The following is a 26988-nucleotide window of genomic DNA, read 5'->3' as shown; positions in this document are numbered from 1 at the left end:
TTAATAATATTACAAAAATCAGCATTTTTTACCACTGTTTTTTGCATTATCTTTCATAAATTCGTTTAAAATTTAGACAATTATGAGTTTTGGAATTGAGGCAGCGGGCTATTATGTGCCTGGTTTATATTTGGAGATTAAGGATTTAGCAGAAAAAAGAGGAATAGAACCGGCGAAGTTGGAAAAAGGTTTAGGTCTTCATAAAATGGGGCTTTCTGATGTTCACGAAGATGCAGCAACCTTTGCCGCAGAAGCATTACTGAAGCTTATACAAGATTATAATATCAATCCTAAGGAAATAGCAAGAGTATATCTGGGAACAGAAAGTGCGGTGGATGCAGCAAAACCTACGGCATCTTATGCTGTTCAGATGGTAGAACAGGTGCTGGAAGAAAAATTTGGAGCAAGATGTTTCAGAAATTGTGATGTGCTGGATATGACTTTTGCGTGTGTAGGAGGTGTAGACGCACTGCATAATGCCCTGGATTTTGTAAGGGTGAATCCTGATAAAAAAGCAGTAGTGATTGCCAGTGACTATGCTAAATATGAATTGGCTTCTTCAGGTGAATATACGCAGGGTGGAGGAGCGGTAGCTCTTTTGATTTCTTCACAGCCGGACCTTCTTGAAATTGAAAATAACTGGGGAGTAGCTTCAGAAAGTGTTTTTGATTTTTTCAAACCAAGAAGAACTTATAATAAGGAAGATCTGGATGGTGCTCCGGAAACATATCCTGAAAAAATTGAAATTTTTACAGATGAACCTGTATTTGATGGACAATATTCTAACCAATGTTATCAGGATAGAATAAAAGAAGCTTATCATCATTATAAAGAGATCACAGGCAAGGAAAAACCTTACGAAGACTGGAAGTATATTATCTTCCACCTTCCTTATGCATTTCATGGGAAAAGGGTTTTTACTGAAATCTACAGTTTGGAGAATGGTCTGTCCTATGAAACAGCAGAGGAGCAGAAAGCTGTTGCAAAATCTGAAGACTATCTAAAATTAATCAATGATAAGATAGAAAAGACACAGAGAGCTTCTTCCGAAATAGGAAATATGTATACAGCTTCTGTCTTTATGGCATTTCTTTCGGCATTACAAACCTCTTTTAATGAAAATGAAGACTTATCTGGGAAAGAAATTGGTTTTATAGGATATGGAAGCGGTTCAAAATCAAAAGTTTTTGCCGGAAAAGTATCCGGAAACTGGAACAAGATAGTGGAGAAATGGAACTTATTTGAAAATTTGAATCAAAGAACCGCTGTAGACTTTGATACTTATGAGAAACTTCACAGAAAACAGAAGAAGGAATCTGTAAACAAACAGTATAATGGTTTTGGGCTTGTCTCTGTTGAGACTGAAAATCCGGTTTTAGTAGGAGCGAGATATTACAGTTATCAGAAGTAAGATTATCCTTATTTATCATACAAAGCACCTCTCTTTTGGGGTGCTTTACTTTATTATAAATGCAAAAAACGGGGGAATGTTTTTAAAATTTATGAGGTTGAATTATTTTTAATTTTAAGTGAGAAATGGTTAATAAATTACATGTATTATCACAGAAAATTTTACTGGTTTTAATCGAATTCTCTATATGGTATATTAACGGTTTTTTATTTTAATCTGAATAACCCTGTCTTGAAATAGGGGTTGTCTGCCTTTTAAAGTACCTTTTTTATGTAAAATTTAAGAAAATAAGGTGTTTTTTTTCTCCATTTTCAATACAATTAAGGATTTATTTCTTTTATTATTTTCGTTAATAATAATGTTTTATGTTTATTTTTTTAACCATTTGTTTTAAATGAGTTTAAATTGATTTTAATTTTAAAATTTATTAAAATTCCGTTAATGTTTAAATTGACTTATTTTTTGTTAATTTTTTAAATACAATTAAAATGATTCTCCATCATTTTTTGAGTATGAATGTGAATCTCTCCTTTCTGGAAGCCTGTTTTCAACGTTTAGCAAATTGATGTTATAGATATTTATCGACATATTTGTGCCTTGAATATATTAAAATCTGTTAATATGAATGTGAAATTAAGCGTTTTGACAGTTGGTGTTCTGTTTTTTACAGGACAGACTGTACTAGCTCAGGAAAAGGACTCTAAGAACAGTAAGGACAAGGAGACAAAACTTGAAGAAGTTGTTGTTTTAGGTTATAGCAAGACTGCTACTAAAGCAAAAACGACTACATCTTCGGTAACAGTTGGTTCTGAAACCTTAGAAAACAGACCTAATATCTCGGTACTGAGCTCAATTCAGGGTACTGCTCCCGGGATAGTAGTAAATTCGGCATCTGGATCTCCAGGTTCTGGAAAATTCAATATTTTGATCAGAGGTGCGAGTTCCCTTAATGGTTCTACAGATCCTTTGTATGTTGTGGATGGGGTAATTACTTCCGGTTCTCAGTTCAGAAACCTGAACTCTTATGATATTGATACATTCAGTATCCTGAAAGATGCTCAGGCAACTGCGATCTATGGTAACAGAGCTGCGAATGGAGTTGTTGTAATTACAACTAAAGGAGGAAAATTCAATGCTGGACTGAAGGTTTCTTATGATGCATTAACTTCATTTAGTAAATTACCTACTTCTGACTACAATATGTCAGACGGCAGACAACTTTTACAAATTCAAAAGAATTTGCAAACTGGTAAAGGTAAAACTTTATCACAACAAGAAATTGACAACTGGGGTACTAATACAGACTGGAGTAAACAATTTACCCGTATTGGTATTTCCCAGCAACACAACCTTTCAATTACAGGTGGTGGGGAAAACATCAATAACTTCTTATCTCTAGGATATCTTGATAGCGAAGGAACTGTAAAATCTACAGACTTCAAGAGATTTACAATGAGAAATAACCTTAATGGTAAGTCTAAAGACGGGAAATTAACTTTCGGGGCTATTATGGGGTTAGGATACTCCAGAAGAAACCAGCTGGATGATGAAACGAATACAGGTATTTCCAACAATACCCTTCAGAATCCTTTATTCGGAAGTGTTCTTTCATTACCATATGCAACACCTTCTCCATATGCAAATGGACAGGAGCTATATAATGCTATTAAAGGAGATGCTACTAACAACAGGCATTGGATCCTTCAGGATAACATTAATGGAGGAATCAGAAACAGATTTACAGAGCTAAGTATCTCTGCTAATGCGAACGTAAATTACAAAATTACAGATTACTTAAGCGTTGGAAACAGAACAGGTATTGAATATAAACAATATGATAGAACCTTCGCAAGATCTCCACTTGGATACCTTGCTATCAGTGTAGCAAAAGGAGATGGATCTACATATGGAGGATTCGAAGATTTTTCTACAACAAAAGATTTGACATTCAACAGTATTACGAATATTACATTCAATAAATCTTTTGGAGATCATACAATTAGTGCTGGTGCATACATGGACTATATTAAAGCTCATGTGACTACAAATTCTCAAAGACAAAATGGTCTGAACCCATTACAGTGGGAGTTTGGTGCAGGAACTGGTTATATTCCATTTAACCCGGATACACCCAATATCTACAGACCTTCTAACAGTGCTACAAAAGTAACTGCCGGTACACTAGCGTACTTTGGAACTGTAGATTATGATTACAAAGATAAGTATGGTGTAAGTGGAGTTGTTAGAAGAGATGGTTCTTACCGTTTTCTTCCTACCAACAGATGGGAGACTTTCTGGTCAGTAGCAGCAAGATGGAATATCGACAAAGAAGAATTCATGGCTAATTCAGGGTTCAGATTGCTTAAGCTAAGAGCTTCAATCGGTACTACAGGTAACCAGAACTTAGGAATTGCCAGTGATAACCAAAACCCATTAGCGCTTCTTCCAAATAACTTCCTTGATCTTTATAACGGATTCTCAGGATACCAGAATTTATTAGGATATAACTTTGTTAATTTATCAAATCCTTACTTAGAGTGGGAGCAGGTAAAACAAAGTAACATCGGATTAGATTTCAACTATAAAGGATTAGTTGAAGGTAGTGTTGATTACTATCAGAAAAGAACATCAAGAATGTTCAATGACCTTCAAAAATCATCAGTTACGGGGTACTATTCAATCAGAGGGAACGATGGGGTTCTTGATAATAAAGGTATTGAAGGGATGATCAAGTACAACGTGATCAGAAACGAAAATACAAGATTCTCCGTGTTCGTTAACGGTGCATACAACTCTAACAAGATTGTTTCTATGAACAGCGAAAATCTTGCTGGAGATGTAGTAAATGCTATCGGAGGTCCTGCTGGTCAGTATCAGCTATATTCATATGTTGGTGTAAACCGTGATAACGGAAACTTACAGTTCCTTGACAAAAATGGAAACATCACTGAAGCTCCGACATCTGCAGACAGAGTATTGACTGGAAAATCAAGATATGCTAAGTTTACAGGAGGTTTTGGATTCAACTTACAACATAAAGGCTGGTTCCTTGATACATTATTCTCTTTCCAACAAGGAGGATGGATCTATGATAACTTACAGTCATGGATTATGGACCCAAGTGCAGCTGCTACAAGAAACCTTTCAGCAGACTTGTTAAACGCTTGGACTCCTGATAACAGAGATACTGATGTACCTGGATTGAAAGCGAGTAACCTTAGCTTAGGTTCTTCAGACAGATTCTTACACAAATCAGATTTTATCAGACTTAAGAACATTTCTGTAGGATATAACTTTAGCAAAAGTCAGTTAGGTAAACTGCCGGTAAAAGGAATCAAAGTATTTGTTCAGGCGGAAAACCTTTATACTTGGACAGATTGGAAAGGATTTGATCCGGAGCCAATTACTTCGTATTCACTAAATGTTTACCCTAACCCAAAAACCGTATCTGTAGGTTTAAATGTTGATTTTTAATAGAGAAGAATTATGAAAAGAATTATCAATACAATATTAGTTGTAGCAACCCTATCATCTGCAGCATTTACGCTGAACAGCTGCCAGGATGCACTAGATATAAAGCAGGCTGGAGAATTACAGGAACAAGATCTGTATACAAGTGTTGCTAACCTTAATGAAGTTTTAAACGGATCTGTTTACGCTCAGTTAGACCCAATTGATGAGATCTACTTTACAGCGGTATTTACTGACGAAGTAAAACCAGGATCTGGTAGTGGAGGACAGGAATATACTCTGCACAGACATTTTCTTGATCCGTCTAGTGCTGTTGTTACAGGAGGTACAGTAGGTACTGTTGCGAGTGATGGAATCTGGATGAATAACTATAAAGTAATCAACAGAGTTAACAGACTTCTTGAAGGAGCAAAGAGAATTACACCTACATCTGCTGAAGAAAAGAATACATACAATGCGATTCTTGCACAGGCAAGAGCAATCAGAGCATATTGTTATGTACAGCTGGAGGCTTATTTCTCTAGCGATATGAAGGATCCTAACGCACTAGGAGTTATTCTTCTGAAGGATGTTCCTTCTACAGAAGCGCAATTGCCAAGAGCTAAAAATCAGGATGTATATGATTTCATTAATGCTGATTTAGATTACGCGAGAGGAATCTTAGGAAACTCTACAACACCGAGAAGATATAAAGTAGATAAGAATTTTGTAAACGCTGTTGCTGCTCGTTTCAACCTTTACAGAGGTGAAATGGCTCTAGCTAAGCAAAATGCAGAATTAGTAATCAACGGTTCAGGTCTTTCTCTTACAGTTGCAACACCAATCACAGGTTCCAATGCTGCAGTTCCTGTAACTGAAGCTGATGGTTCTGTATTCCAATCCGGACCTTTCAGTGATACACCTACCGACAAGTGGAATATTGCATTCTATGGTGGGACTGATGAGAAAAGTGGAAATGGTATTGCAGGAGGTTCTTTCAACCCATATAGAAGAATGTGGGCCGATACTGAGAATGGAGAATCTATTTTCTCTCTTAACAGACTTCCTTTAGGTGCAGGCGCTGCTATTGGTGGAAAATGGAATACAAACCAGTCTAACATTAGTGGAGCACCAATGTGGTTCTGGGGAAGAAACTTATACAACATATTTAAAAATACTCCCGGAGATATCAGAAAATATGCTTACGTAGATCCTTCATCAAAACCAAATCCAGATTATGCTTCTGCAACAGCAGGAAATACAAGAACTGACGGATTGGTTATTGACAAGTATCCTGGTAAAACAAGTACTGCTACAAGAAATGATGTAAAAGTTTTCAGATTGTCTGAAATGTATTTCATTATAGCGGAAGCTGAAGTAGCTGCAGGAAACCTTACAGCAGCTCACGATAGAATTCAACAAGTGAGAGTAGCAAGAAACTTCGAGGGAACAGCTACAACTCCTACTTATTCAAGCACTCAATTAGCTTATGCTGATATCTTGAAAGAACGTAGAATTGAATTAGCACTTGAAGGACACCGTTTCATCGACCTTAAGAGACTTGCTGTAGCAGCTAATGTAAGTATGGACAGAAACCTTACGGATGATATTATCGATGTGAAAAATCTTCCAAATGGTGATTACAGATATACATTACCTATTCCAATCAGAGAGATCTCTGCAAACCCGAACGTTAAGCAGAATGACAAGTATTAAGATTTAATTTTAATATATTTTTTAAGAAGAGTCCCAGAAATGGGGCTCTTTTTTTATATAAATTTATAGATAGATTATCTCAGAACCATTCTGTCCTGATAACTTTTTGGAGTTACCCCTTCCAATTGTTTAAATACTCTGGTGAAATAGTTTGTATCTGAAAACCCGGTTTGAAAAGCCGTTTCCTTAATGCTGGTCTGGCTGGCTAATAATTCTTTCGCACGGGTGATCCTTTCCTGCAGAATAAAATCATTCGGTGAAGTTCCCAGCTCGTCTTTGAACATTTTAAAGAAATTCGACTTGCTTACATAAGCCAGCTTTGCGATACTATCAATAGACAATTTCTGATGCAGGTTTCTTTTAATGTAATCTACTACAAAACCTATTCTGGATTTATTTTTAACAATATTTTTTTCTACCATGCTTCTTGCCTGGGTCTGCATCAGTCTTATCAGAAGCTCTTTCAATGCAAAATCAGCCATAATATCCTTTTGAGAATTATCATCCATGGCAATTCTCATAATATTATTGGTCGCGGAAGCCAGAGCTTTATTATTAAACAGAAAATATTCCTCCAGCTGAATGTTCCATTGCGAAGTTTCATCCACTTTTGGAAGATGATAATTGAGATAATTAAGAGAATCTTCTATAAAATCAGGGTTAAGACTTAAAGAAATACATTGGGTAGGGGTTTCATCCGCTTCAGGAAAATCAATAACCATCGTTTCCCCCGGCGCTACCAGAATACTTTCTCCCGGATAATAATCAAAATAATTGGTCTTATTATCCAGCTTCATATGTTTCTTACCTCTCAGCATGGCTGTAAATGCAATGTTTTCAAAATGAAGTTTTACATCAAAAGCAGCCTTATGAGTCTCATAAATACTGAATTCACAGTTGTTTAGATTGAATTTCGTCTGGTGTTCAACAAGACTCAATAGTTGGCTTTCCTTACGTAATTCAGGAGTATTTAATAAAATATTACTATTGTTATTCATTTCTAATTTTTTTTGAAAAAGAGGTAACTCAAATATAGAAAATTTGAGAGTACGTTGCTGTTAATAAAATACTAAAATTGAACACTTTGCACTATTTTACACTTTTTTTATAGGATTGTGCTATACTCTTTTGGACATCTCAGTGTAATTTGGCTTTATCGAAAAATAAAAACAATACTAATATGAGCACTATTACAGAACCAAGATCAACTACGCTTTTACAGCGTCCGGAGTTCAAAAGCAGATATGATAACTATATCGACGGGAAATTCACGCCACCCGTTAAAGGGAAGTATTTTGACGTTGTCTCGCCCGTAGATGGGAAGAACTTTACTCAGGTTGCCCATTCTTCCAAAGAAGATTTGGAACTGGCTGTAGATGCCGCAGAAAAAGCATTCCGAACCTGGAAAAATACTTCCTCTACGGAAAGAAGTATCATCCTGAATAAAATTGCCGACAGAATAGAGCAGAATCTGGAATATCTTGCTACCGTAGAAACGATAGATAACGGAAAAGCGGTGAGAGAAACGCTGGCTGCAGATTTACCTTTGGCAATTGACCATTTCAGGTATTTTGCTTCCGTAATCCGGGCAGATGAAGGGTCTCATAACGAACTGGATAAAGATACCGTATCGCTGATCGTTCATGAACCTCTTGGAGTAATCGCACAAATCATCCCATGGAATTTCCCGATACTCATGGCTGTCTGGAAACTGGCTCCGGCATTGGCAGCAGGAAACTGTGTGGTTTTGAAACCCGCAGAAAGTACTCCTGTTTCCATCATGGTTTTGATGGAGCTTATTGGAGATCTGTTACCAGCTGGCGTTATCAATATTGTTAACGGATTTGGAGCAGAGCTTGGAAGAGCTTTGGTTACCAATCCGAAAGTAGCAAAAGCCGCATTTACAGGATCTACCGCTACAGGACGTCTGGTGATGCAGTATGCAACAGAAAATATCATTCCTGTGACATTGGAATTGGGTGGGAAATCCCCGAATGTTTTCTTCAATTCTGTAATGGATGCCGATGATGAGTTTTTAGATAAAGCGATAGAAGGAGCCGTTCTTTTTGCCCTCAATCAGGGAGAAATTTGTACATGTCCCTCAAGATTACTCGTTCAGGAAGATATCGCAGATGCATTTATTGAGAAGGTAGTCGAAAGAGTAAAAGCGATCAAAGTAGGAAATCCACTGGACAAAACCGTGATGATGGGAGCGCAGGCTTCAAAGATTCAGAAAGATAAAATCCTTTCCTATATCCAGTTGGGAATAGAAGAAGGAGCTGAAGTTCTGGTAGGAGGAGAAGTTAATCATCTTGGAGAAGATCTGGAAGACGGATACTACATTCAGCCGACGATTTTCAAAGGAAACAACCGAATGAGAATCTTCCAGGAAGAAATTTTCGGTCCGGTGCTGGCATTTACCACTTTCAAGGATGAAGAAGACGCAGTGAAGATTGCCAATGATACCATCTATGGGCTTGGCGCAGGAGTGTGGACAAGAGATGCACACCAACTGTACAATATTCCCCGTCAGATAGAAGCGGGAAGAGTATGGGTAAACCAATATCACTCTTACCCTGCAGGAGCGCCTTTCGGAGGTTACAAACAATCCGGAATCGGAAGAGAAAATCATAAAATGATGCTTGATCATTACCGCCAAACCAAAAACATGCTGATTTCTTATAACAAGAATAAGTTAGGTTTCTTTTAATATTATTTAGGACGTGCCCGATTGCCTTGGCTTTATCCAGGGCAACGGTCGGGCTATGCAGGGCTGCACTTCGTTTCGGTGCTTCATTGCATTTCGCACCGGCTCGTTCCTCGCCGCCCTTACTATCCCTCACGCAGAGAAATTACCTTTTCAGATGTGGAGATAAAAACTAATAATCCCAGATAACTCTATCCAAAAAATAAAATATGATTCCAAAAACAATGAAAGCGGCAGTAGTTCAGGGCTACGGCCAGCCTCTAAAAATAGAAGAGGTACCCGTAAGAGAACCCGGAAGATATGAAGTCCTTGTTAAAGTAATCGCCTGCGGGGTTTGTCATACAGACCTACATGCTGTAGATGGCGATTGGCCGGCAAAACCCAAGATGCCTCTTATTCCAGGACATGAAGGAGTAGGTATTGTGGTAGCCTGCGGACCTGAAGCTTTCGTAAAAGAAGGAGATGCAGTAGGAGTTCCCTGGCTGTACAGTGCATGTGGATGTTGTGATTACTGTATCACAGGATGGGAAACCCTTTGTGAAGCACAGAAAAATGGAGGTTACAGTGTAGACGGCGGTTTTGCAGAATACGTTATCGCAGACTCAAGATACGTAGGTCATTTGAAGTCTGATGTCAACTTTTTGGAAATTGCTCCTATTTTATGTGCCGGAGTAACTGTTTATAAAGGATTGAAGGAAACGGAAACGAAACCTGGAGAATGGGTAGCCATTTCAGGCATCGGTGGGTTGGGACACGTAGCAGTTCAGTATGCCAAAGCAATGGGAATGCATGTCGCTGCTATTGATGTAGCAGATGATAAGCTTGAATTAGCAAAAAAATTAGGAGCAGACCTTGTTGTCAATGCAAAAGATACCGATCCCGGAAAATATTTACATAAAGAAGTCGGTGGGATGCATGGTGCATTGATTACGGCTGTTTCACCTATTGCTTTCAAACAGGGAATAGACGTTTTAAGAAGAAAAGGTACTATTGCTCTGAATGGACTTCCTCCCGGCTCTTTTGAACTTCCGATTTTTGAAACGGTTTTAAAAAGGATCACGGTGAGAGGTTCTATCGTAGGAACCCGAAAAGACATGCAGGAAGCGTTGGATTTTGCCAATGAAGGATTGGTAAAAGCCACAGTTACTTCCGCAAAATTAGAAGATATCAATGAGGTATTCGATAAAATGAAAAAAGGACAGATTGACGGCAGAATCGTTTTGGATATTGCCGGTTCAAATTAATTGATGATGTGTTGCTGATCCCGGTTAGAATTACTTGCCGGGATCTTTTATAACGATAAAGTTTGCAATAAGCTAAAATAAAAACAATGGAAGCAAAAATATCCAGACTCTCCGCAACAGAGCAGGCTCTTGAAGTGATCCGGAAACTTGAAGACCAATATGGCCCCCTTATGTTTTATCAGGCAGGAGGATGTTGCGAAGGCACACAGCCACAATGTTTTGAAAAAGGAGGATTTTTTCCCAGAATGAATGATGCAATGATCGGAACCATCAATGGATATGAGTTCTGGATAGACCGTGATCTTTTTGAATACTGGAAATATTCACATTTTACATTAGATGTTACAGACGGTTTCGGACCTGGCGGTTTCTCTCTGGAAACTCCTTTGGGAAAAACCTTTAAAGTTCACTACAGACTTTTCACTCCCGAAGAATATGAAAACCTTGAATCTGTAAAACGCAGTGAATAGAATATTGGATTTAAGATAGGCTTAAGGCTTTTGTGCAATATAAATAAGCTCTCTTTCAAATTCATATTTGCCTCTTGAAATTCCTCTTTTTAAAATAAAATATTGAGCAACAGCAATTACCAAAGCTACTCCTGCGAACATAAGATCTTTTTGATCACCTTGTATATTGACAAAAGCTGCCACGAAGCAAAAACACAGAATCATCATCCAATTAAAAATCTGAAATCCTGATGGGAAAAATTCTACAGAGACAGAAGATTGCCCATTTTTATCAGAAATAGTTCCATGAAAGACAGGATTATTTCTGTTCATATCAAATAGCCTCGCTCTTCTTTTGATGGTGAAAGTGTTTGCAGCAATCATTCCCCGATATTCAAACCGGGTAGGAATTGAAGAATCTTTTTCCAGGGATATGAAAGTAGTATTGGTTTTGTAAGTTACCTTCCATAGTCTTTGTATAAGCTCTGCACTGTTGATATTGAGATCAATAGTAATGGTGTTATATAAGCCAATGCTTTTGAAAAATGAGTTCATCTTTTAAAGAAAATAGTTAAATGACCATCAGACCTTTACAAACCGGTTGACAAACATGGCGGCAACTATATCTCCTACAGCATTCAATACGGTGGCTAAAGGATCTACCAAAGTTCCGATAATCATTACAGCAGGGATTGCTTCCTGAGGTAATTTATAAACAGAAATCATCAGCATTTCACCAATATACCCACCATTAGGAATACCACCAGCCACAATGCTCACAAATACAGTAATTCCCAATGCCAAAAGCAGGTTGGCAGGATCAAAGAAATCTTTTCCAATGATTAAAAATGCTACATAGATCTTGATGATTGAAGACATGGAAGATCCGTTTTTATGCAGAGTAGTCCCAATAGGAATGACCAGATTGGCAATAGAGTTGGGAATTCCTATTTTTGATGCTGCCTGTAAATTAGCAGGCATGGTTGCAAAGCTGCTGCAGGTACTTATTGCAGTAAGAGTTGGGTAGATAGCGTTGGTCCAGAAACTTTTAACTCCTTTTTGCCCGTTCGCCATAAAAGCATAGATAGAAAAGAAGACCAGAAAGTAAATGATTCCTGCAACATAATACAATCCTAAAGGTTTAGCATAAAATCCAAAAAGCTGAGGTCCTAAAGTTGCTACCTGATAGGCAAAGTAAGCACCCAAACCAATGGGAGCCAGTTTCATGACCAGTAAAAGAAGTTCTTTCATCACTTCATATCCTGAAGCAATAAAAACCCTGAAAGGCTGCCCTTTTTCACCTGTTTTTCTGGCCGCAAACCCTGTCAGAAATGCAAATACCAGAAGAGCCAGCATATTCCTTCTCGAGAAAAGCTCAGTGAATTCACCTACCGTAAAGAAGCTTACAATCCTGTTGCCCCACGTATCATCACTCGCCGCTTCAGAAATGATCTCAGAACTCCCTGAGACTCCCGAAACCGGGAAAAGATATACTGCACAGATGGTAAAAACAGCTGCTGTGAGAATAAAGAATAAAAAGGTAAGGGACATCACAAGGATGATTTTTCCAAATTTGGATTGCTGTTCCAAAGAAGCAATAGAATTGGATACGGCAAAAAATACCAAAGGAACTACACTCACAAAAAGAAGATTAAGAAAAATATCTCCCAAAGGTTTTATATAGTCCACAAAACCGGGAGCAACAATTCCAATGATGCTTCCAATAGTGATTCCCAAAAGTAAAAATATGATTCCGGAGTAGTTTTTCAGTACCTCTTTCATGTAGTGCTTTTTATCAAAGATAGGTTTATTTTTAACATTTTGTTATACAATTTTCAGACCTAAATTTCATAAATTTGGGTAAACCTCATTTCTATGGCTTATATAGATTACTATAAAATTTTAGGCGTAGATAAAAGCGCAACACAGGATGATATTAAAAAGGCCTATCGAAAACTGGCCAGGAAACTTCATCCCGATCTGAATCCTGATGATAAGGAAGCAGAAAGACAGTTCAAAGAATTGAATGAAGCCAACGAAGTGCTCAGCAATCCGGAAAACAGATCTAAATACGACAAGTACGGAGAACACTGGAAACACGGCGAAGAATACGAAAAGGCCCAACAGCAGCAGCAAAGACAATATCAACAACAAAATTATGGCGGAGGATTCTCCGGTGCTGATTTTGGTGAAGGGGAAGATTTTTCAGATTTCTTCCAGAATATGTTCGGTGGAGCAGGTAGTGGGTTTGGTAAAAACTCACGAGGAAGAGCTTCCGGAAAATTCAAAGGGCAGGATATCAAAGCAGAATTGAATCTGAATCTGAGAGATGCTGCAAAAACCCATCCGCAAACCTTTGATATCAATGGGAAGAAAGTCAGAATCACTATTCCGGCAGGAGTATATGACGGGCAGCAAATCAAACTGAAAGGACATGGAAATCCAGGTGTCAATGGCGGCCCTCACGGGGATTTGTATATCACTTTCAATATCCCGGCCGATCCGAATTTTGAAAGAATCGGGGATGATCTGAAAACCAAAGTCGTGATCGATTTGTACACTGCTGTTTTAGGAGGAGAAGTGAACGTTAATATCCTGGAAGGAAGTGTAAAGCTTAAAGTAAAACCGGAAACCCAAACGGGAATCACTGTAAGACTGAAAGGAAAAGGTTTTCCTGTCTATAAAAAAGAAGGAGAACATGGAGATCTTTTTGTAACCTATGAAGTGAAACTGCCAACGAACCTTACCGAGAAGCAGAAAGAACTTTTTGAACAACTAAAAAATTCCTAAGCTATGAGTGAAAGAATATCACGGGAAGAACTCGTAAGAATCTATAATATAGAAATCACTTTTTTTGATGAGCTTGTAGACTATGGGCTGTTGAATATACATATTGAAGACAATATCCATTATCTGATGTATGATGATCTGCCAGAACTAGAAAAATTTGCTAACTGGTATTATGATCTTGAAGTCAATCTTCCCGGTCTTGAAGTGATCCACAATATGCTGAAAAAGCTGGATGCACTGAACCGCAGAAACAGGGAGCTGATGAATAAACTTTCTGCAATAAGTGATCAATATGAAGATATTTAGTTTAGTTTTGTAGCTTTTTAAAGCAAACTTTATAATTATGAATGAAGAAAAGGTGATTACATTAAAACCGGACAGAAAGATTTTTGAAGATATTTATTTTAGCGGTAATCAGGGAAGTCTGCTTTTTTCACCTACAACGAAGAGTAAAACCATTGTCACCATTGCAGCAGCAATCATTGTTTTTATTGTTTTTCTTTTGAAAGATAATCTGAGCAAAGAAAGTGTAGGTATTTTATACTTTTTGAGTTTTATATTTTTGCTTTGTGCTATTTTTTTGTCTGTAAGTGTCAATAAAGTTTCAAGATGGAAAAAACAGGTGAATCATTATTTAAATGTTCTGGAAAAGTGTAAAGTGTACGAAATCAGGTTTGATCAGAATTTTTTCACTGTGAATATTGATGGAGAAAAAGAAACCAGTGAGTGGAAAGATTTTGAATATTTTGACAGCAATAATGAATTTATTTCCCTTGAAGGAAAATACAGCTATATGTTTCCCAGAAAAGCAATGAGTGAGAAAGAATACAGCATTCTTAAAAGTAGATTAAAAGAAAATATCAAACAATAAAAATAAAAAACGGAACAAAATTTTGCTCCGTTTTTTTATGATCTGTAAAGTGGTTTATTAACCTTCTTTATTTTCTTCCAGCCAACCCATTTCTTTCATCCACTCGTCATTGTAAATTTTTCCTACATATCTTGAACCATGGTCATGAAGTAAAACGACTATCACATCATCTTTAGTAAACTGATCTTTCATTTGGATCAAAGAAGCAATAGCGCTTCCTGCAGAATATCCACAGAAAATTCCCTCTTCCTTAGCCAGTTTTCTGGCATAGATAGCACCGTCTTTATCAGTTACCTTTTCAAAATGGTCAATTACAGACATGTCATAATTCTCAGGAATGATATCTTCCCCGATACCTTCTGTGATATAGGTGTAAGCATGGTCGTAGTGCAGCTCTCCGGTTTCGTGGAATTCCTTCAGAATAGAACCATATGTATCAACACCAATTACTTTGATGTTCGGATTTTTTTCTTTAAAGAACGTTCCGCATCCCGTGATTGTACCTCCTGTTCCGGCTCCTACGACAAAGTGCGTCAGGTTTCCTTCAGTCTGTTCCCAGATTTCCGGAGCTGTAGATTCATAATGAGCCGCTCTGTTGGATAAGTTGTCGTATTGGTTGACATACCATCCGTTTTCCGTTTCTTTTGCCAGTCTTTTAGATACTGAATAATAAGAACGTGGGTCGGTAGGTTTTACGTCTGTAGGACAAACGATTACTTCAGCCCCTACAGCACGAAGGATATCACATTTTTCTTTTGACTGCTTAGAATTGGTTACAAAAATACATTTGTAGCCTTTGATGATCGCTGCCAATGCTAATCCCATTCCTGTATTTCCGGAAGTACCTTCAATAATAGTACCTCCAGGTTTTAATCTGCCGTCTTTTTCGGCATCTTCTATCATTTTAAGAGCCATTCTGTCCTTTACTGAGTTTCCAGGATTGAAGGTCTCTACTTTTGCTAATACTAATGCTGGGAAATCTTCGCCTAATACTTTGTTAAGCTTTACCAGCGGCGTGTTACCTATAGTTTCAAGGATATTTTTTGCGTATTTCATAAATGTTTTATATGCGGCGCAAAGATAAGGCTTTTAAAATTATCTGCGCTGTGGATAACATGTGGATAAGTTGTGGGTAAAATTAAAAATCCCTTGAAAAACAACGAATACCTGTCAATTATCAATTTAGTTGTACTTAATAACTTTCACAGGAGAGATCTTACTGATCAGGTAGCTGGGAATAATTAAAGCCAATCCTGAAATAAGAAGAATTCCCAATGAGATAGAAATAATTGCGATAGGATTAAGGTCTACCGGAACTGTACTTACATAATAGTTTTCCGGGTTAAGTTTTATTATTCCAAAGAATTTCTGAATTAAAATAAGTCCCAATCCGATAGCATTTCCATACAAAAGTCCCGGAATCATAATAATCAGGGTATAATTGATGAAGGTGGCTCTTATCTGTGAATTGCTTGCACCCAATGTTTTAAGGAGACCGATGGAATTTGTTCTTTCAATAATAAGAATCAGAAGAACCATGATGATATTAATAACCACTACAATCAGCATGATGATAATGATCAATGCTATATTGGTATCAAAAATACTGATCCAGTCCGTAATCTGCGGAAATTTTTCAGTAGCTTTTTCAGCATAATTTTTATAGCCGATCTGTTTTTCAATTTCAGGAAAATCCTTGTCGATATCGTTTACATTTTTCAGAAAGATATCTATTCCGCCAATTTCATCAGACTTCATATCCTGAATTTTTCTGGCATGGTTGATTCCACCGATAACAAACTGTTCATCAATCAACTTAATATCAGTTCTGTAAATCCCTATAATCTTGAATTTACGATAAAGTGGTTTTTGATCAGCCTTTAAAAATACGGTAACAATACTGTCATTCACCTTAAGATGAAGATCATTGGCTACTTTTTGCGAAATAGCAACATCATTGTTGAAGCCTTTCTCGGTAACTTTCGGGGTGGTGCCGGCAATAAGGAATTTTTTAAACCTTAAACTGTCAAAATCTTTTCCGATTCCCTTAAATATAATTCCCGCAAAATTGTGCTCATTACGCATAATTCCGGTAACCATCACATATTTCTGAATACTTTCCACATCGGGAAGTTCTTTTATTTTTGCGATATTGAGTCCCTGATTATCAAGTACGGAAGTATTATAAGAGGAATTTGAACGTGTTGATCTTACAGTAATATGTCCGCTGAAATCTGCCAGCCTCTCTTTGATAGCTTTTTTTGAACCAAAACCGGTGGCTACAGTAATTAAGGAAACAATAATCCCCAATGCTACGGAAAGCCTGCCAATGAAGATGATAACCCTTGAAAGGTTATTTTTGTTATCTTTGGAAAATGCTATTTTTCTAGAGAAATATAAAGGAAATTTCAAGCTTATGAATTTAGATTTCAAAATTAAAAATTTACTTCTGATTTGCCTAATTTTTTTAGGAGTATTCAATCAATATTATTCTCAGACTCATGTTCAATCGGATTTTAAAACCGGGGCAGACCAGCCTGAAATGTATTTGCCACTCTTAAAAGATAAGACAATAGGGGTAGTAACCAATCAGACGGGTTTGATGAGTGACAGAACTCATTTGGTAGATTTTCTGGTAAAAAACGGAATAAAGATCAAGTCGATTTTTGCTCCTGAACATGGTTTCAGAGGAGATGCAGATGCGGGTGCAAAAGTGAAAAATGGTGTAGACATAAAAACAGGAATCCCAATTGTTTCCCTGTATGGCAATAATAAAAAACCAAAGTCGGAGCAACTGGCAGGAATTGATATTGTTGTTTTTGATATCCAGGATGTTGGGGTGAGATTCTATACCTATATTTCCACTCTGTCTTATCTGATGGAAGCAGGTGCTGAAAATAATATCGAGATCATGGTATTGGATCGTCCCAATCCGCATGACGGATATACTGATGGACCTGTATTGAGAAAAAAATGGGCCAGCTTTGTAGGGATGCATGAAGTTCCTGTAGTTTATGGGCTTACCATAGGAGAGTATGGAAAGATGGTGAATGGAGAAAAATGGCTGAAAAATGGCATCCAGGTTAAATATACGCTTATTCAGATGAAGAATTATCATAAAAAGCAGCGCTATTCAATACTTGATAAACCTTCCCCGAATTTACCCAATGATAAAGCAATCAATTTATATCCAAGTCTGTGCTTTTTTGAAGGAACTCAGGTTTCTGTAGGAAGAGGAACAGATCTTCCTTTTCAGATTTATGGTTCCCCATGGACGGAAAATCTTCCTTACCAGTTTACGCCGAAGCCAAGCTATGGTGCTAAAGATCCGTTTCTGAACGGGAAATTGTGTTATGGTGAAAATCTTTCAGAATATCCTAAAGACTTAAGAGCGCTTAACCTTGAATGGGTGATCAAAGCTTATCAGAATTATAAGAATCCTCAGCAGGATTTCTTCCTTAAAAATCTTTGGTTTGATACCTTGTCAGGAACTGATGATTTCAGAAAACAGATTATAGCCGGAAAATCAATTCAGGAAATTAAAGATTCCTGGAAAAAAGATCTGGAAAGTTTCGAAAAGATCAGAACCCGGTATGTGGTATATGAAGATTAATTAATCAAAATTTTGGGGTGGATTTTTATCATTTCTGCCCTTATTTAATATAAAGAGCCCAATTGTTAATCCAACAACTCCCGCAAAAGCAGTTAATAAAGCTCTCTGCAGTTTATCAGGCAGATCGTTTCCGATATAGTTCATTAAAAAAAGAATCACAAAAGTGATCACTAAAATGATAATATGATTTTTTCCGAATAGCTTCATTGTCTTATTTTAATTTATAGGAAATCATTACGCCTCCTCTGTATGGGATGATCTCACCACTTTTATTGAATTTTTCTGCACGATCATAACGTCTCCCTGTGGTACGGTCATATCCCTTATAAAATCCTTGTGATGTTCCGACTGTTCCATAAATGTCAAGATTCCATCGTTCGGATAACTGGAATTGATATCCTGCTGTAACACCGAGCATAATAGAGAACCCCCTTTGATACAGATTTGAGTTGCGGAGTGTTTCTCCGTTCCAGTTTTCAAAGGTATCATCATTCCAGTAATTCCATTTTGAAGCATTGTAGGCCGCAAAACCAATGTTAGCTCCTACATACCAGTGTTTGAATGCCTCATTAAAATAGTATCTTCCTTCTGCAGATACAGAATAAAACTGTAATTCATGTCCTGAGAAAGACTTCCATGGTGAAATGAAAACATCGCCCTGAAGGGTATATTTCGGACTGATCTGTTTTTCTATTCCCAGGTTTAAAATTCCTATCGGAGCAAATAAAGCATTTCCCTTTATGTATAAACTTTTCTCCTGTCCTCCTTGTTCCTGTTCCTGAGCACTTACTGTGCTTGCTGACAGGAAAGCTAAAATGCCTGCTGCTAATAATTTATATTTCATCCGGTATGTAATGTTTATTTTATTTGCTTTAATAATTCATCTGCAAGTTGAGAATCTTTATTGCCCTGAACTGCTATATTTTTTGCCATTTCAGCATAGTTTTTTGCCATTTCTTTATTTCCGGTAAGGTAATAGAGTTTAGCAAGAATGTAAGTGTTTTCTGAGGTTTCGCTTCTCATGACAGATTTTTCTGCCCATTCTGTCGCTTTTTTTAATGAAGATGGGGTTTTCACATGATCTACAAATACCCAGGCAGCTCTTAAAAGCTCATTAGGGTCAAATGAATCAGAATTTTTATAATATTCTAAAGCGGCTTTTTCGTATTCAGGAAAATTACTGTTCTGCTCATAATAGCTGAGTTTAGTCTGATTCAGTTTTTTAAGAGCAGCTTCTTTTCCTACCAATGGTTCAGCTGTTTTTAAAAAATAGTTATCGTTGATCTTTTTATTTTTATCATCAATAGACTGTTCTACTATTTTTCCTAATTTCAGCTGAGCATCAAATTCGTTGTAGGTTTCTTCAGGAAGAAATTTAATGATCTCTGCTTTTCTGGATGCGAAAACAGTATAATTGATATCTTCTGACGACTTTACGAAATAGAGAAGAAAGCCGATTTCATCTTTTGTAAGTTCCTCGGTTTTCTTTTTATTCTGAAAATATCTTTCGGAAGCCTTTTTAGCAAAATCATAATCTGTGTTGGCGTTCAGCTTCATAATATTGATCAGGAATTCCGGATCTTTATCACCACCGGCAAAACGATCTTTCAGGGATCCTTTTTTGTTTCCTGGTGAATTGATATCCTGAGCCATAGCCACAAACATGCTCTCTTCCATATAACCGGTATTTCTGGAAACAAGTTCTCCTTCACCGTTCAGGAAAAGATAAGTAGGATAGGAACGTACTCCGAATTTAGAAGCGATGTCTCTGCCTTCTCCTTTTTCCATATCAAATCTTGCATTGATGAAGTTGGTATTGTAATAATCACTGACAGATTTTTGGGTGAAAACATTTCTCTCCATCATTTTACATGGACCACACCAGGAAGCATATGCATCAATAAAAACCAATTTCTTTTCCTTCTTGGCTTTAGCAATAATGTCCTTGAAAGGGAGCTCCTGAAACTGGATGGCTTCCTGAGCTGAGATAGCAATGGCACAAAATATAGATATCCCGGAGATGATCTTCTTCATTTTCAAATAAGATTTGTAGGCGAAGATAATTAATTTCAAAAATATAAAATGCTGAATCTGCTGATTGAACGTTGATATTAACTAATTTTAAGATTTATACCTATTTTTCTGATCTTTCAGTTTATGTAAAAAAAAGAGTTATCCTTTGGGCTTTTTTTAAATGAGTGAGAATTTAGATTATTTTTTCTTCATCTGTTTATGTTCGTTACCCCATACTTCCAGCTGATTCAAAACCGGAATCAGCTTTCTGCCAATTTCTGTAAGCTCATATTCTACTTTTATAGGTACTTCTGCATATACTTTCTTGGCGATGAGCCCCTCCTGTTCCATTTTTTTCAGCTGCAGGGTAAGCATTCTTTCAGAAATATTGTGGATTTTATCTTTCAGTTCAAAAAATCTAAGTTTCCCATGTTTAAGATGGTAACAGATGGAAAGAATCCAGCGGCCACTGATCAGATTTACAGCATATATTTCAGAACAGCTGTACTCCAGCGTTTTCTTATTTTCATTATTGGTGGATGATTCTTTAATACTCATACTTACATTTTTGTTCGTTCCAGACAATCATTTGTCAACTTGGAAAGGACGATGTTGATAGGTTAAATTTACAAATAAAAACAGGAAATATCCTGTCGGAAAATGGTTTTATCGCCGATGTAGAATAAAATATTTAGAAAAAAATGGATTTTAATAGAATTAACATTGATTTAAAAAATAGTATTGAAAATGTTCCTTATTCATTAGAAATTGATGAAAATTTATTTTTGAATGCCCCGGAAATTATTCAACAGGAAAGAATAGAATTTACGAAAGCGAATCCTTTTAAAAAGCCTGATCATATTGCTGTAAAAGATATTTTTATACCAAGTTCAGAAGATGGATATGAGATCAGACTTCACATTTATCAACCTGAAGGTTTCAACCGGGACAGGATTCTGCTTTACTTTCATGGAGGAGGATATGTTTTCGGGTTACCGGAACAGGTGGATGACCAGATGTTTGGAATAGCAGATACACTCAAAGCAATCATTATTTCTGTTGATTACAGGCTTTCTCCCCAATATCGGTTTCCTATTCCTGTTTTAGATGGTTTTGATGCTCTACGATGGACTATTGAACACGGTGAGTCAAAGTTGGGAATTAATTCTGACCGTATTACCGTTTTTGGAGCAAGTGCAGGTGGACATCTTGCAGCGGCTGTAACTCAAATGGCAGCACACCATAATATTAAAAATATAGAACATCAGTTCTTACTATATCCTGTGATTCACAACAGGCTGAATACTCCTTCAATGGAAGAGTTTACTGATATTCCACTATGGAATAAAAGCTACGCAAAGATAGCGTGGCTGCATTTTCTGGGTGAAGGAAATGAGGATAAAAGCATTCAATATTCGGATCTTACCTGTTATAATGCTTTTTTAAGGTTACCGCAAACCACCATTGTTGCCTGTGAGTTGGATCCTTTAAGAGATGAGGATGTAGAATATGCTCAGCTTTTATATAAAGCAGGAGTGAAAACTGAATTGTGGGTAATTCCCGGTGCACTGCATGTATTTGATCTCTTCGATTCTCCTGTAAAGGATGAATATAATACGTTTCTTATGAACAGACTTTTCAAATAATGATAAAATAAAAACAGATGAAATTACAAAACAAAAAATCGGCATTGCTTCTTATTGATATTCAAAAAGGATTTCTTGATGAAAACTATTGGGGAGGAAACAGAAATAATAAAGAAGCAGAAAAATTAAGCGGAAAAATACTGCAAAAATGGAGAAGCTTGAATTTGCCTATATTTCACATCCGACATAGCTCAACAGACATTAATTCAAAACTGCATGAATCTGATCCGGGATTTGAATTTAATGAAAATGTCCTACCTCAAAATAATGAACCTATTATTACAAAAAATGTGAACAGCGCTTTTATTGGAACTGATTTAAAAGAAAAATTAGATCTTCAGAAAATAGATACTCTGGTGATTCTGGGAATTACGACCAATCATTGTGTTTCAACTACGGCAAGAATGGCTGGAAACTTTGGATTTGAAACCTACGTGATTTCTGATGCTACAGCAGCTTTTGACAGAGTAGGGATACACGGAGAAAAATATGAAGCAGAACTGGTTCATCTCATGGCATTGGCCAATCTGAGTGAAGAATTTGCCACGATACTGAATACTGAAGAATTATTAAAAAAGTTGTAGAAAAACGATAATCTGAACATATTGAAACTGTCATCTTTTTGGTGGTTTTTTTATTACATATAGTTAATAATATATGTTTTGGTTTAAAAAATAGGCTTGTTTATCGATGGTTTTAAATATAAAAATAATTCACTTTATGGTACTGGAATCTTTGTTATATCTTTGCAAACGAATAATTTATATGTAGGAGAACAACAATTCAGAGAGACTTGAGTATTAATTTTAAACACACCTTATCCCAAAAATACATTTACATCACCGCTCTATCTGCCTGCTTGATTGCAGTGGCAGCATTTGCTGTTCTGAGCCTTTTAATTACTGAAGACAGCCGTAAAAACACTGATGATTTTGCAAAGAAAACCTTCTTCCGTAAATATGAATCTGTAGAACATGAATTCAGAAATATTGAGGACTATCAGTATCTGCTTCGCGCATTGATTCAGAAAGACGGTCTGAAGAATTATAAAGATTATTCTTTGGTTTTAAATGATTTAAACAAAAAAAGAAATCTGCTGCCTTACAGCTGGTATTATTATGAAAATACTGCTTCCGGAAAAACAGAAAGTAATAATCCGTTATCCGATATTTTCAAAAATACAGATCATAAAGAGAAAGCTATTGTTTTAAAAAACAACGGGTCCGGACATTTCAGGGATCTTTTGATAACTAAAAAAGACAGTATGTATTGGGTGAGTTATGATTCCCTGATGCTGCCTGATAAAAACAAATTGTATTATGGTTCTACTGTAAGCCTGGATGATCTCCATCAGTACTTTATCAATGTAGATAAAAGTTCTAATACGTATGCGTATGTCTTTACCAAAGAAGGAATTTGTATTACCCATCCGGAGAAAAAATACATCGGAAAGAATATTTTTGATTTTACAGATATTAAGGCTAAAGATACGTTGTCTGGCAGCTCTGAAGCCGGATATACCAAAGGAACAGCGGTCTCGGAATATCTTGGAGTTGAAGTAACCCGCTTCATAAAACCATTAAAAACAGACAATTTTGACGGATATACGGTTGTGAACCATGTTAATTTCATCATTGATGAAAATATAAGCAAGATAAAAACCTATACTGTGTATATTTTTCTGGCAGCTCTGTTTCTTATTGTAACGGTTTTTATCTTATTCCAGAGGGCGACCAATCTGGCTTATCAGGAAAAAGAAAAAATACAGTCTGAAAAGAATTTATTGTTAGTAGAGAACGAAAAGATGCACAAAGCAGAAGTGATCAACCAGCTGCAGCAACTTAAGAATAACATCAATCCACATTTTCTCTTCAATTCTTTGAATTCCCTTTACATGCTGATTGGGATCAATAAAGAAAATGCGCAGAAGTTTACCATGAATCTCTCCAAGATTTATAGGTATCTTATAGTACCTCCGAAGGAGAATATAGTTCCGGTTTTGCAGGAAGTAAAATTTATACAGCAGTATATGGAACTCCTGAAAAGCAGGTTTGATGAAGAAATGAGTTTTGAACTGATTATTAATGATTCTGCAAGTCTGGAAAAGCGCATTCCGTATTTATCACTGCAGATTGTTACTGAGAATGCAATCAAACACAATATTGCGACCATAGATCAGCCTTTGGAAATTATCATTATTATTGACGAAAATGGGATTACTGTGAAGAACACCTGGCAGCCAAAAACTGAACCAGTGCAGGGAGAAAAATTCGGAATTGATTATTTGAATCAAGTTTATGAGTATTTTAAGAATAATCTTCTTCATATTTCTGTAGATGGTGAATATTTCATATGTTTTTTACCATTAATGAAGTGAAAATAAAAATCCATTCACTCCCGAAAAATCACCATTCACTCCCTAATATTATATATATGATTCACGATACCTATAGCTTTGCTGGCTGAAACTAAGATATTTACTATTTGGAATGAATCGGACTATTTTAATGAAGAATTACAGGCTGGCACTGTATTTAGGTCTTGCTATGGCCTCACCAATGGCAATAGCACAGAAAAAAGATACAGTAAAGGTCAACAAAGACAAAACTGATAAGACAGAGACTTCCTCATCAAAGAAAACAAAGAAAATTGAAGATTTGATCAAAAAAGGGACTTATAAAAAAGGACTTTTTAATACGATACAGGTAAAAACGGATATTTATTTTGAAATTCCTGACAGTCTGATGGGACGTCAGTTTTTGGTGGTGAACAAACTTTCTCAGGTACCAATGCAGGTGAATGAGGCAGGTTTGAACAAAGGAATGAATTATGAAAATAAGGTCATTTCTTTCCATCGTGATCCCGTAGCTAAAAAAGTATGGGTAAAAACGGTGGTGCCTAAAGTATCATCCCCAAAAAATGATGCGATTACAAAATCGGTGAAAGACAACTTTTCAGAATCTGTAATTGAAGTCTTTGATATTGAAGCACAAAATAGCGATTCTACAGCAGTAGCCATTAAAGTCAATAAAGTTTTTGATGGAAATCAGAAGAGCTTCAATGATGTTCTGGCCAATGTAGGATTGGGAGGATCTGTGAAATCAAGCCTTTCTTATATAGAAGGAGTGAAAACTTTCCCCAGGAACCTTGTGGTGAAGTCTCAATTGTCTACTTCTGTAAATGAAGGTGGGGTAGATCTTCCGGTAACCCTTGGTGTTACTACAAATCTGGTACTGCTTTCTAAAATACCGATGAAACCGAGAGTCGCAGATTCAAGAGTAGGATTTTTCTCCGAAAAGCACTGGTCGTTTAATGACAATCAGCAGAAAATGGATGAAAAATTCTTCATTACCAAATGGAATCTTGAACCGAGGGACGAGGATAAAGAAAAATACTTAAGAGGTGAGCTGGTAGAGCCTAAGAAACCGATTGTTTATTATATCGATCCGGCAACACCAAAACAATGGCGTGAAAAAATCATTGCCGGAGTACATGACTGGCAGGCGGCGTTTGAGCAGGCAGGATTCAAAAATGCAGTGATTGCGAAAATGCCGGACGAAAAAGATGAAGATTTTGATATTGATGATGTAAGATATTCTGTGATTACTTACGCCGCTTCGCCAAAGTCAAATGCAATGGGACCCTCTGTAGTAGACCCGAGAAGTGGTGAAATTATCGAAGCAGATATCATCTGGTGGCATAATGTAATGACTTCTCTTCATGACTGGATGAGAATTCAGACAGGGCCTATCGACCCGAAAGCAAGAGGAAATAAATTCAGTGATGAGCACATGGGGGAAGCGATTCGTTTTGTTTCATCTCATGAAGTTGGACACACTTTCGGACTGAAGCACAATATGGGAGCATCCTTTGCATTCCCTGTAGAGTCGCTTCGTTCCAAAGAATTTACAGACAAAATGGGTGGTACAGCACCTTCCATTATGGATTATGCACGTTACAACTACGTAGCACAGCCGGAAGATGGGGTTACAGCCATCACTCCGAAAATTGGTCTTTATGACAAATATGCTATAGACTGGGGCTACCGTTGGTATCCGGATGAATTTGTTGAGAAAAAAGCGCTGAGAAATTTAATTGAAAAACATGAGGATGACCCGATGTATTTCTATGGCGAGCAGCAGAGCTACCTGGAAACTATCGATCCACGCTCACAGTCTGAAGATTTAGGAGATGATGCCATGAAAGCCAGTGAGTACGGGATGAAAAACCTGAAAGTGGTTCTCAACAACCTTTTGAAATGGACCTATGAAGATGGTAAGGAATATACGGATGCTGGAAAACTGTATATGGGAGCTATCGGACAATGGGATCTGTACACAGGTCATGTGATGGCGAATGTGGGAGGAATTTATCTGAACAATACTGTTTTTGGCAACAAGAAGAAAGCTTACGAAGCAGTTCCTGTTGAAATACAGACAAGAGCTGTTGATTATATTGTTAAAAATGCAATCAACCTTCCGGAATGGTTATTCTTCAATCCGATTACAGAAAAAACGTATCCGGTTAAAGATTCACCAATGGGACCATTTGAGCAGACACCATATACCATGGCGAGAGGAATGCAGTATGCAAATATCTATTCCTTGTTTATGGATGACCGATTGTTGAGATTGCTTGAAAATGAGCTGAAGCATCAGATGTCAGGTTCAAAAGAAGAGATCTATACCGTTGAGAAATTATTTGATCAGGTAAGAACGGCCATTTTTAACAAAAAAGGAAGCCTTACGATGCTTGAAAAAATGACTCAGAAAAACTATGTGGATGCCTTGATTGTTTCGGTGAATAAATTATTTGAAAAAACAGCAGTTAAAGGATTGAAAGTTGATGATACCCTGAATATCCCAACCATCTGTAATTTCCATGAAGATGATCACGGTTTGAGGAATATCAATTATTCATCCATGAAAAGAGTATCTGAAGTCACTACATACAAGAGGGCGGAACTTCAGAAGGTTCTGGATTTACTGAACAGGACAAGATACAGAGGTGATGATGCTTCCAGAGCACATTACACAGATTTAATCATTCGTATACAAGAGGCTTTAAACAAATAAACG

23 protein-coding genes are annotated in these 26988 nt (G+C 36.9%); 14 read left to right on the top strand and 9 right to left on the bottom strand.

Annotated features, from left to right (window positions below):
* Positions 1 to 82: 82 nt before the first annotated feature.
* From CHRYMOREF3P_RS08185 to CHRYMOREF3P_RS08175, 3 genes are all read left to right on the top strand, one after another.
* Positions 83 to 1411 (top strand): hydroxymethylglutaryl-CoA synthase family protein, encoded by a 1329-nt coding sequence (locus CHRYMOREF3P_RS08185; protein WP_180564358.1) that lies wholly within the window; start codon positions 83 to 85, stop codon positions 1409 to 1411.
* A gap of 621 nt (positions 1412 to 2032) precedes the next feature.
* Positions 2033 to 4885, top strand: coding sequence for a SusC/RagA family TonB-linked outer membrane protein (locus tag CHRYMOREF3P_RS08180; RefSeq protein WP_180564357.1), 2853 nt, complete (start codon positions 2033 to 2035; stop codon positions 4883 to 4885).
* Positions 4886 to 4897: 12 nt separating this feature from the next.
* A complete protein-coding gene (locus tag CHRYMOREF3P_RS08175; protein ID WP_180564356.1) occupies positions 4898 to 6577 on the top strand; it encodes a RagB/SusD family nutrient uptake outer membrane protein in 1680 nt (559 codons plus the stop codon).
* A gap of 74 nt (positions 6578 to 6651) precedes the next feature.
* On the opposite strand, the gene CHRYMOREF3P_RS08170 is transcribed toward CHRYMOREF3P_RS08175, so the two are convergent.
* Positions 6652 to 7575 (bottom strand): helix-turn-helix domain-containing protein, encoded by a 924-nt coding sequence (locus CHRYMOREF3P_RS08170; RefSeq protein ID WP_180564355.1) that lies wholly within the window; start codon positions 7573 to 7575, stop codon positions 6652 to 6654.
* A gap of 182 nt (positions 7576 to 7757) precedes the next feature.
* On the opposite strand from CHRYMOREF3P_RS08170, the gene CHRYMOREF3P_RS08165 reads away from it, so the two are divergent.
* The 3 genes from CHRYMOREF3P_RS08165 (at position 7758) to CHRYMOREF3P_RS08155 (ending at position 10998) form a co-directional block, all read left to right on the top strand.
* Positions 7758 to 9287 carry an aldehyde dehydrogenase family protein gene (locus CHRYMOREF3P_RS08165; RefSeq protein WP_180564354.1) on the top strand — a complete coding sequence of 510 codons (1530 nt, stop codon included), beginning with the start codon at positions 7758 to 7760 and terminating at the stop codon, positions 9285 to 9287.
* A gap of 206 nt (positions 9288 to 9493) precedes the next feature.
* Complete coding sequence (adhP, locus tag CHRYMOREF3P_RS08160) at positions 9494 to 10528, top strand: alcohol dehydrogenase AdhP (protein WP_180564353.1); 1035 nt, start codon at positions 9494 to 9496, stop codon at positions 10526 to 10528.
* Between the two features lie 86 nt (positions 10529 to 10614).
* Positions 10615 to 10998 (top strand): DUF779 domain-containing protein, encoded by a 384-nt coding sequence (locus tag CHRYMOREF3P_RS08155; RefSeq protein ID WP_047387354.1) that lies wholly within the window; start codon positions 10615 to 10617, stop codon positions 10996 to 10998.
* A gap of 21 nt (positions 10999 to 11019) precedes the next feature.
* Here the strand turns inward: CHRYMOREF3P_RS08155 and CHRYMOREF3P_RS08150 are convergent, their stop codons facing one another.
* Positions 11020 to 11532, bottom strand: a complete 513-nt coding sequence (locus CHRYMOREF3P_RS08150) for a hypothetical protein (RefSeq protein ID WP_077418245.1) — start codon at positions 11530 to 11532, stop codon at positions 11020 to 11022.
* A 27-nt stretch (positions 11533 to 11559) separates the two neighbouring features.
* The gene (locus CHRYMOREF3P_RS08145) at positions 11560 to 12759 is read right to left on the bottom strand and encodes a dicarboxylate/amino acid:cation symporter (RefSeq protein ID WP_077418249.1); all 1200 of its coding nucleotides are present in this window, start codon (positions 12757 to 12759) and stop codon (positions 11560 to 11562) included.
* 93 nt (positions 12760 to 12852) lie between these two features.
* Between CHRYMOREF3P_RS08145 and CHRYMOREF3P_RS08140 the strand changes: the two genes are divergently transcribed.
* Genes CHRYMOREF3P_RS08140 through CHRYMOREF3P_RS08130 form a run of 3 tightly spaced genes read left to right on the top strand, consistent with a single transcriptional unit; the run spans position 12853 to position 14638 of the window.
* On the top strand, positions 12853 to 13767 hold the full coding sequence (locus CHRYMOREF3P_RS08140; RefSeq protein ID WP_077418252.1) for a DnaJ C-terminal domain-containing protein: 915 nt from the start codon (positions 12853 to 12855) through the stop codon (positions 13765 to 13767).
* Positions 13768 to 13770: 3 nt separating this feature from the next.
* The gene (locus CHRYMOREF3P_RS08135) at positions 13771 to 14073 is read left to right on the top strand and encodes a chaperone modulator CbpM (RefSeq protein WP_180564352.1); all 303 of its coding nucleotides are present in this window, start codon (positions 13771 to 13773) and stop codon (positions 14071 to 14073) included.
* A 37-nt stretch (positions 14074 to 14110) separates the two neighbouring features.
* Complete coding sequence (locus tag CHRYMOREF3P_RS08130; RefSeq protein WP_180564351.1) at positions 14111 to 14638, top strand: hypothetical protein; 528 nt, start codon at positions 14111 to 14113, stop codon at positions 14636 to 14638.
* A 57-nt stretch (positions 14639 to 14695) separates the two neighbouring features.
* Here the strand turns inward: CHRYMOREF3P_RS08130 and CHRYMOREF3P_RS08125 are convergent, their stop codons facing one another.
* Both CHRYMOREF3P_RS08125 and CHRYMOREF3P_RS08120 read right to left on the bottom strand, forming a co-directional pair.
* Positions 14696 to 15694: a PLP-dependent cysteine synthase family protein gene (locus CHRYMOREF3P_RS08125; protein ID WP_047387369.1), complete on the bottom strand. Its 999-nt coding sequence runs from the start codon at positions 15692 to 15694 to the stop codon at positions 14696 to 14698.
* Between the two features lie 126 nt (positions 15695 to 15820).
* Positions 15821 to 17050 (bottom strand): ABC transporter permease, encoded by a 1230-nt coding sequence (locus CHRYMOREF3P_RS08120; protein WP_077418260.1) that lies wholly within the window; start codon positions 17048 to 17050, stop codon positions 15821 to 15823.
* Between the two features lie 4 nt (positions 17051 to 17054).
* Here CHRYMOREF3P_RS08120 and CHRYMOREF3P_RS08115 point away from each other — a divergent pair, with 4 nt between their 5' ends.
* Positions 17055 to 18251 (top strand): exo-beta-N-acetylmuramidase NamZ domain-containing protein, encoded by a 1197-nt coding sequence (locus CHRYMOREF3P_RS08115; RefSeq protein WP_180564350.1) that lies wholly within the window; start codon positions 17055 to 17057, stop codon positions 18249 to 18251.
* Here the strand turns inward: CHRYMOREF3P_RS08115 and CHRYMOREF3P_RS08110 are convergent, their stop codons facing one another.
* From CHRYMOREF3P_RS08110 to CHRYMOREF3P_RS08095, 4 genes are all read right to left on the bottom strand, one after another.
* Complete coding sequence (locus CHRYMOREF3P_RS08110) at positions 18252 to 18458, bottom strand: hypothetical protein (RefSeq protein ID WP_077418263.1); 207 nt, start codon at positions 18456 to 18458, stop codon at positions 18252 to 18254.
* A 4-nt stretch (positions 18459 to 18462) separates the two neighbouring features.
* Complete coding sequence (locus CHRYMOREF3P_RS08105; RefSeq protein ID WP_180564349.1) at positions 18463 to 19095, bottom strand: DUF3575 domain-containing protein; 633 nt, start codon at positions 19093 to 19095, stop codon at positions 18463 to 18465.
* A 14-nt stretch (positions 19096 to 19109) separates the two neighbouring features.
* Complete coding sequence (locus CHRYMOREF3P_RS08100; protein WP_180564348.1) at positions 19110 to 20285, bottom strand: thioredoxin family protein; 1176 nt, start codon at positions 20283 to 20285, stop codon at positions 19110 to 19112.
* A gap of 177 nt (positions 20286 to 20462) precedes the next feature.
* Positions 20463 to 20822, bottom strand: coding sequence for a winged helix-turn-helix transcriptional regulator (locus tag CHRYMOREF3P_RS08095; RefSeq protein WP_077418271.1), 360 nt, complete (start codon positions 20820 to 20822; stop codon positions 20463 to 20465).
* 143 nt (positions 20823 to 20965) lie between these two features.
* On the opposite strand from CHRYMOREF3P_RS08095, the gene CHRYMOREF3P_RS08090 reads away from it, so the two are divergent.
* The 4 genes from CHRYMOREF3P_RS08090 to CHRYMOREF3P_RS08075 all read left to right on the top strand — a co-directional run bounded on the left by CHRYMOREF3P_RS08090 (position 20966) and on the right by CHRYMOREF3P_RS08075 (position 26985).
* On the top strand, positions 20966 to 21910 hold the full coding sequence (locus tag CHRYMOREF3P_RS08090) for an alpha/beta hydrolase (RefSeq protein WP_180564347.1): 945 nt from the start codon (positions 20966 to 20968) through the stop codon (positions 21908 to 21910).
* Between the two features lie 17 nt (positions 21911 to 21927).
* Positions 21928 to 22494, top strand: coding sequence for a cysteine hydrolase family protein (locus CHRYMOREF3P_RS08085; protein ID WP_077418276.1), 567 nt, complete (start codon positions 21928 to 21930; stop codon positions 22492 to 22494).
* Positions 22495 to 22703: 209 nt separating this feature from the next.
* Positions 22704 to 24287 carry a histidine kinase gene (locus CHRYMOREF3P_RS08080; RefSeq protein WP_077418279.1) on the top strand — a complete coding sequence of 528 codons (1584 nt, stop codon included), beginning with the start codon at positions 22704 to 22706 and terminating at the stop codon, positions 24285 to 24287.
* A gap of 112 nt (positions 24288 to 24399) precedes the next feature.
* Positions 24400 to 26985: a zinc-dependent metalloprotease gene (locus CHRYMOREF3P_RS08075; protein WP_180564346.1), complete on the top strand. Its 2586-nt coding sequence runs from the start codon at positions 24400 to 24402 to the stop codon at positions 26983 to 26985.
* The last annotated feature ends 3 nt before the right edge of the window (positions 26986 to 26988 follow it).

This window comes from Chryseobacterium sp. JV274, assembly GCF_903969135.1.
Taxonomy (GTDB): domain Bacteria; phylum Bacteroidota; class Bacteroidia; order Flavobacteriales; family Weeksellaceae; genus Chryseobacterium.
This window is presented reverse-complemented; position numbering and strand designations above follow the sequence as displayed.

What these genes read in the sequence shown, in the direction of transcription:
- CHRYMOREF3P_RS08110 (WP_077418263.1), bottom strand. Translation starts at nt 18,458, where the DNA reads ATGAAGCTATTCGGAAAAAATCATATTATCATTTTAGTGATCACTTTT.
- CHRYMOREF3P_RS08130 (WP_180564351.1), top strand. Translation starts at nt 14,111, where the DNA reads ATGAATGAAGAAAAGGTGATTACATTAAAACCGGACAGAAAGATTTTT.
- CHRYMOREF3P_RS08125 (WP_047387369.1), bottom strand. Translation starts at nt 15,694, where the DNA reads ATGAAATACGCAAAAAATATCCTTGAAACTATAGGTAACACGCCGCTG.
- CHRYMOREF3P_RS08185 (WP_180564358.1), top strand. Translation starts at nt 83, where the DNA reads ATGAGTTTTGGAATTGAGGCAGCGGGCTATTATGTGCCTGGTTTATAT.
- CHRYMOREF3P_RS08105 (WP_180564349.1), bottom strand. Translation starts at nt 19,095, where the DNA reads ATGAAATATAAATTATTAGCAGCAGGCATTTTAGCTTTCCTGTCAGCA.
- CHRYMOREF3P_RS08175 (WP_180564356.1), top strand. Translation starts at nt 4,898, where the DNA reads ATGAAAAGAATTATCAATACAATATTAGTTGTAGCAACCCTATCATCT.
- CHRYMOREF3P_RS08150 (WP_077418245.1), bottom strand. Translation starts at nt 11,532, where the DNA reads ATGAACTCATTTTTCAAAAGCATTGGCTTATATAACACCATTACTATT.
- CHRYMOREF3P_RS08140 (WP_077418252.1), top strand. Translation starts at nt 12,853, where the DNA reads ATGGCTTATATAGATTACTATAAAATTTTAGGCGTAGATAAAAGCGCA.
- CHRYMOREF3P_RS08100 (WP_180564348.1), bottom strand. Translation starts at nt 20,285, where the DNA reads ATGAAGAAGATCATCTCCGGGATATCTATATTTTGTGCCATTGCTATC.
- CHRYMOREF3P_RS08115 (WP_180564350.1), top strand. Translation starts at nt 17,055, where the DNA reads ATGAATTTAGATTTCAAAATTAAAAATTTACTTCTGATTTGCCTAATT.
- CHRYMOREF3P_RS08135 (WP_180564352.1), top strand. Translation starts at nt 13,771, where the DNA reads ATGAGTGAAAGAATATCACGGGAAGAACTCGTAAGAATCTATAATATA.
- CHRYMOREF3P_RS08180 (WP_180564357.1), top strand. Translation starts at nt 2,033, where the DNA reads ATGAATGTGAAATTAAGCGTTTTGACAGTTGGTGTTCTGTTTTTTACA.
- CHRYMOREF3P_RS08165 (WP_180564354.1), top strand. Translation starts at nt 7,758, where the DNA reads ATGAGCACTATTACAGAACCAAGATCAACTACGCTTTTACAGCGTCCG.
- CHRYMOREF3P_RS08090 (WP_180564347.1), top strand. Translation starts at nt 20,966, where the DNA reads ATGGATTTTAATAGAATTAACATTGATTTAAAAAATAGTATTGAAAAT.
- CHRYMOREF3P_RS08145 (WP_077418249.1), bottom strand. Translation starts at nt 12,759, where the DNA reads ATGAAAGAGGTACTGAAAAACTACTCCGGAATCATATTTTTACTTTTG.
- CHRYMOREF3P_RS08085 (WP_077418276.1), top strand. Translation starts at nt 21,928, where the DNA reads ATGAAATTACAAAACAAAAAATCGGCATTGCTTCTTATTGATATTCAA.
- CHRYMOREF3P_RS08155 (WP_047387354.1), top strand. Translation starts at nt 10,615, where the DNA reads ATGGAAGCAAAAATATCCAGACTCTCCGCAACAGAGCAGGCTCTTGAA.
- CHRYMOREF3P_RS08095 (WP_077418271.1), bottom strand. Translation starts at nt 20,822, where the DNA reads ATGAGTATTAAAGAATCATCCACCAATAATGAAAATAAGAAAACGCTG.
- adhP (WP_180564353.1), top strand. Translation starts at nt 9,494, where the DNA reads ATGATTCCAAAAACAATGAAAGCGGCAGTAGTTCAGGGCTACGGCCAG.
- CHRYMOREF3P_RS08170 (WP_180564355.1), bottom strand. Translation starts at nt 7,575, where the DNA reads ATGAATAACAATAGTAATATTTTATTAAATACTCCTGAATTACGTAAG.
- CHRYMOREF3P_RS08075 (WP_180564346.1), top strand. Translation starts at nt 24,400, where the DNA reads ATGAATCGGACTATTTTAATGAAGAATTACAGGCTGGCACTGTATTTA.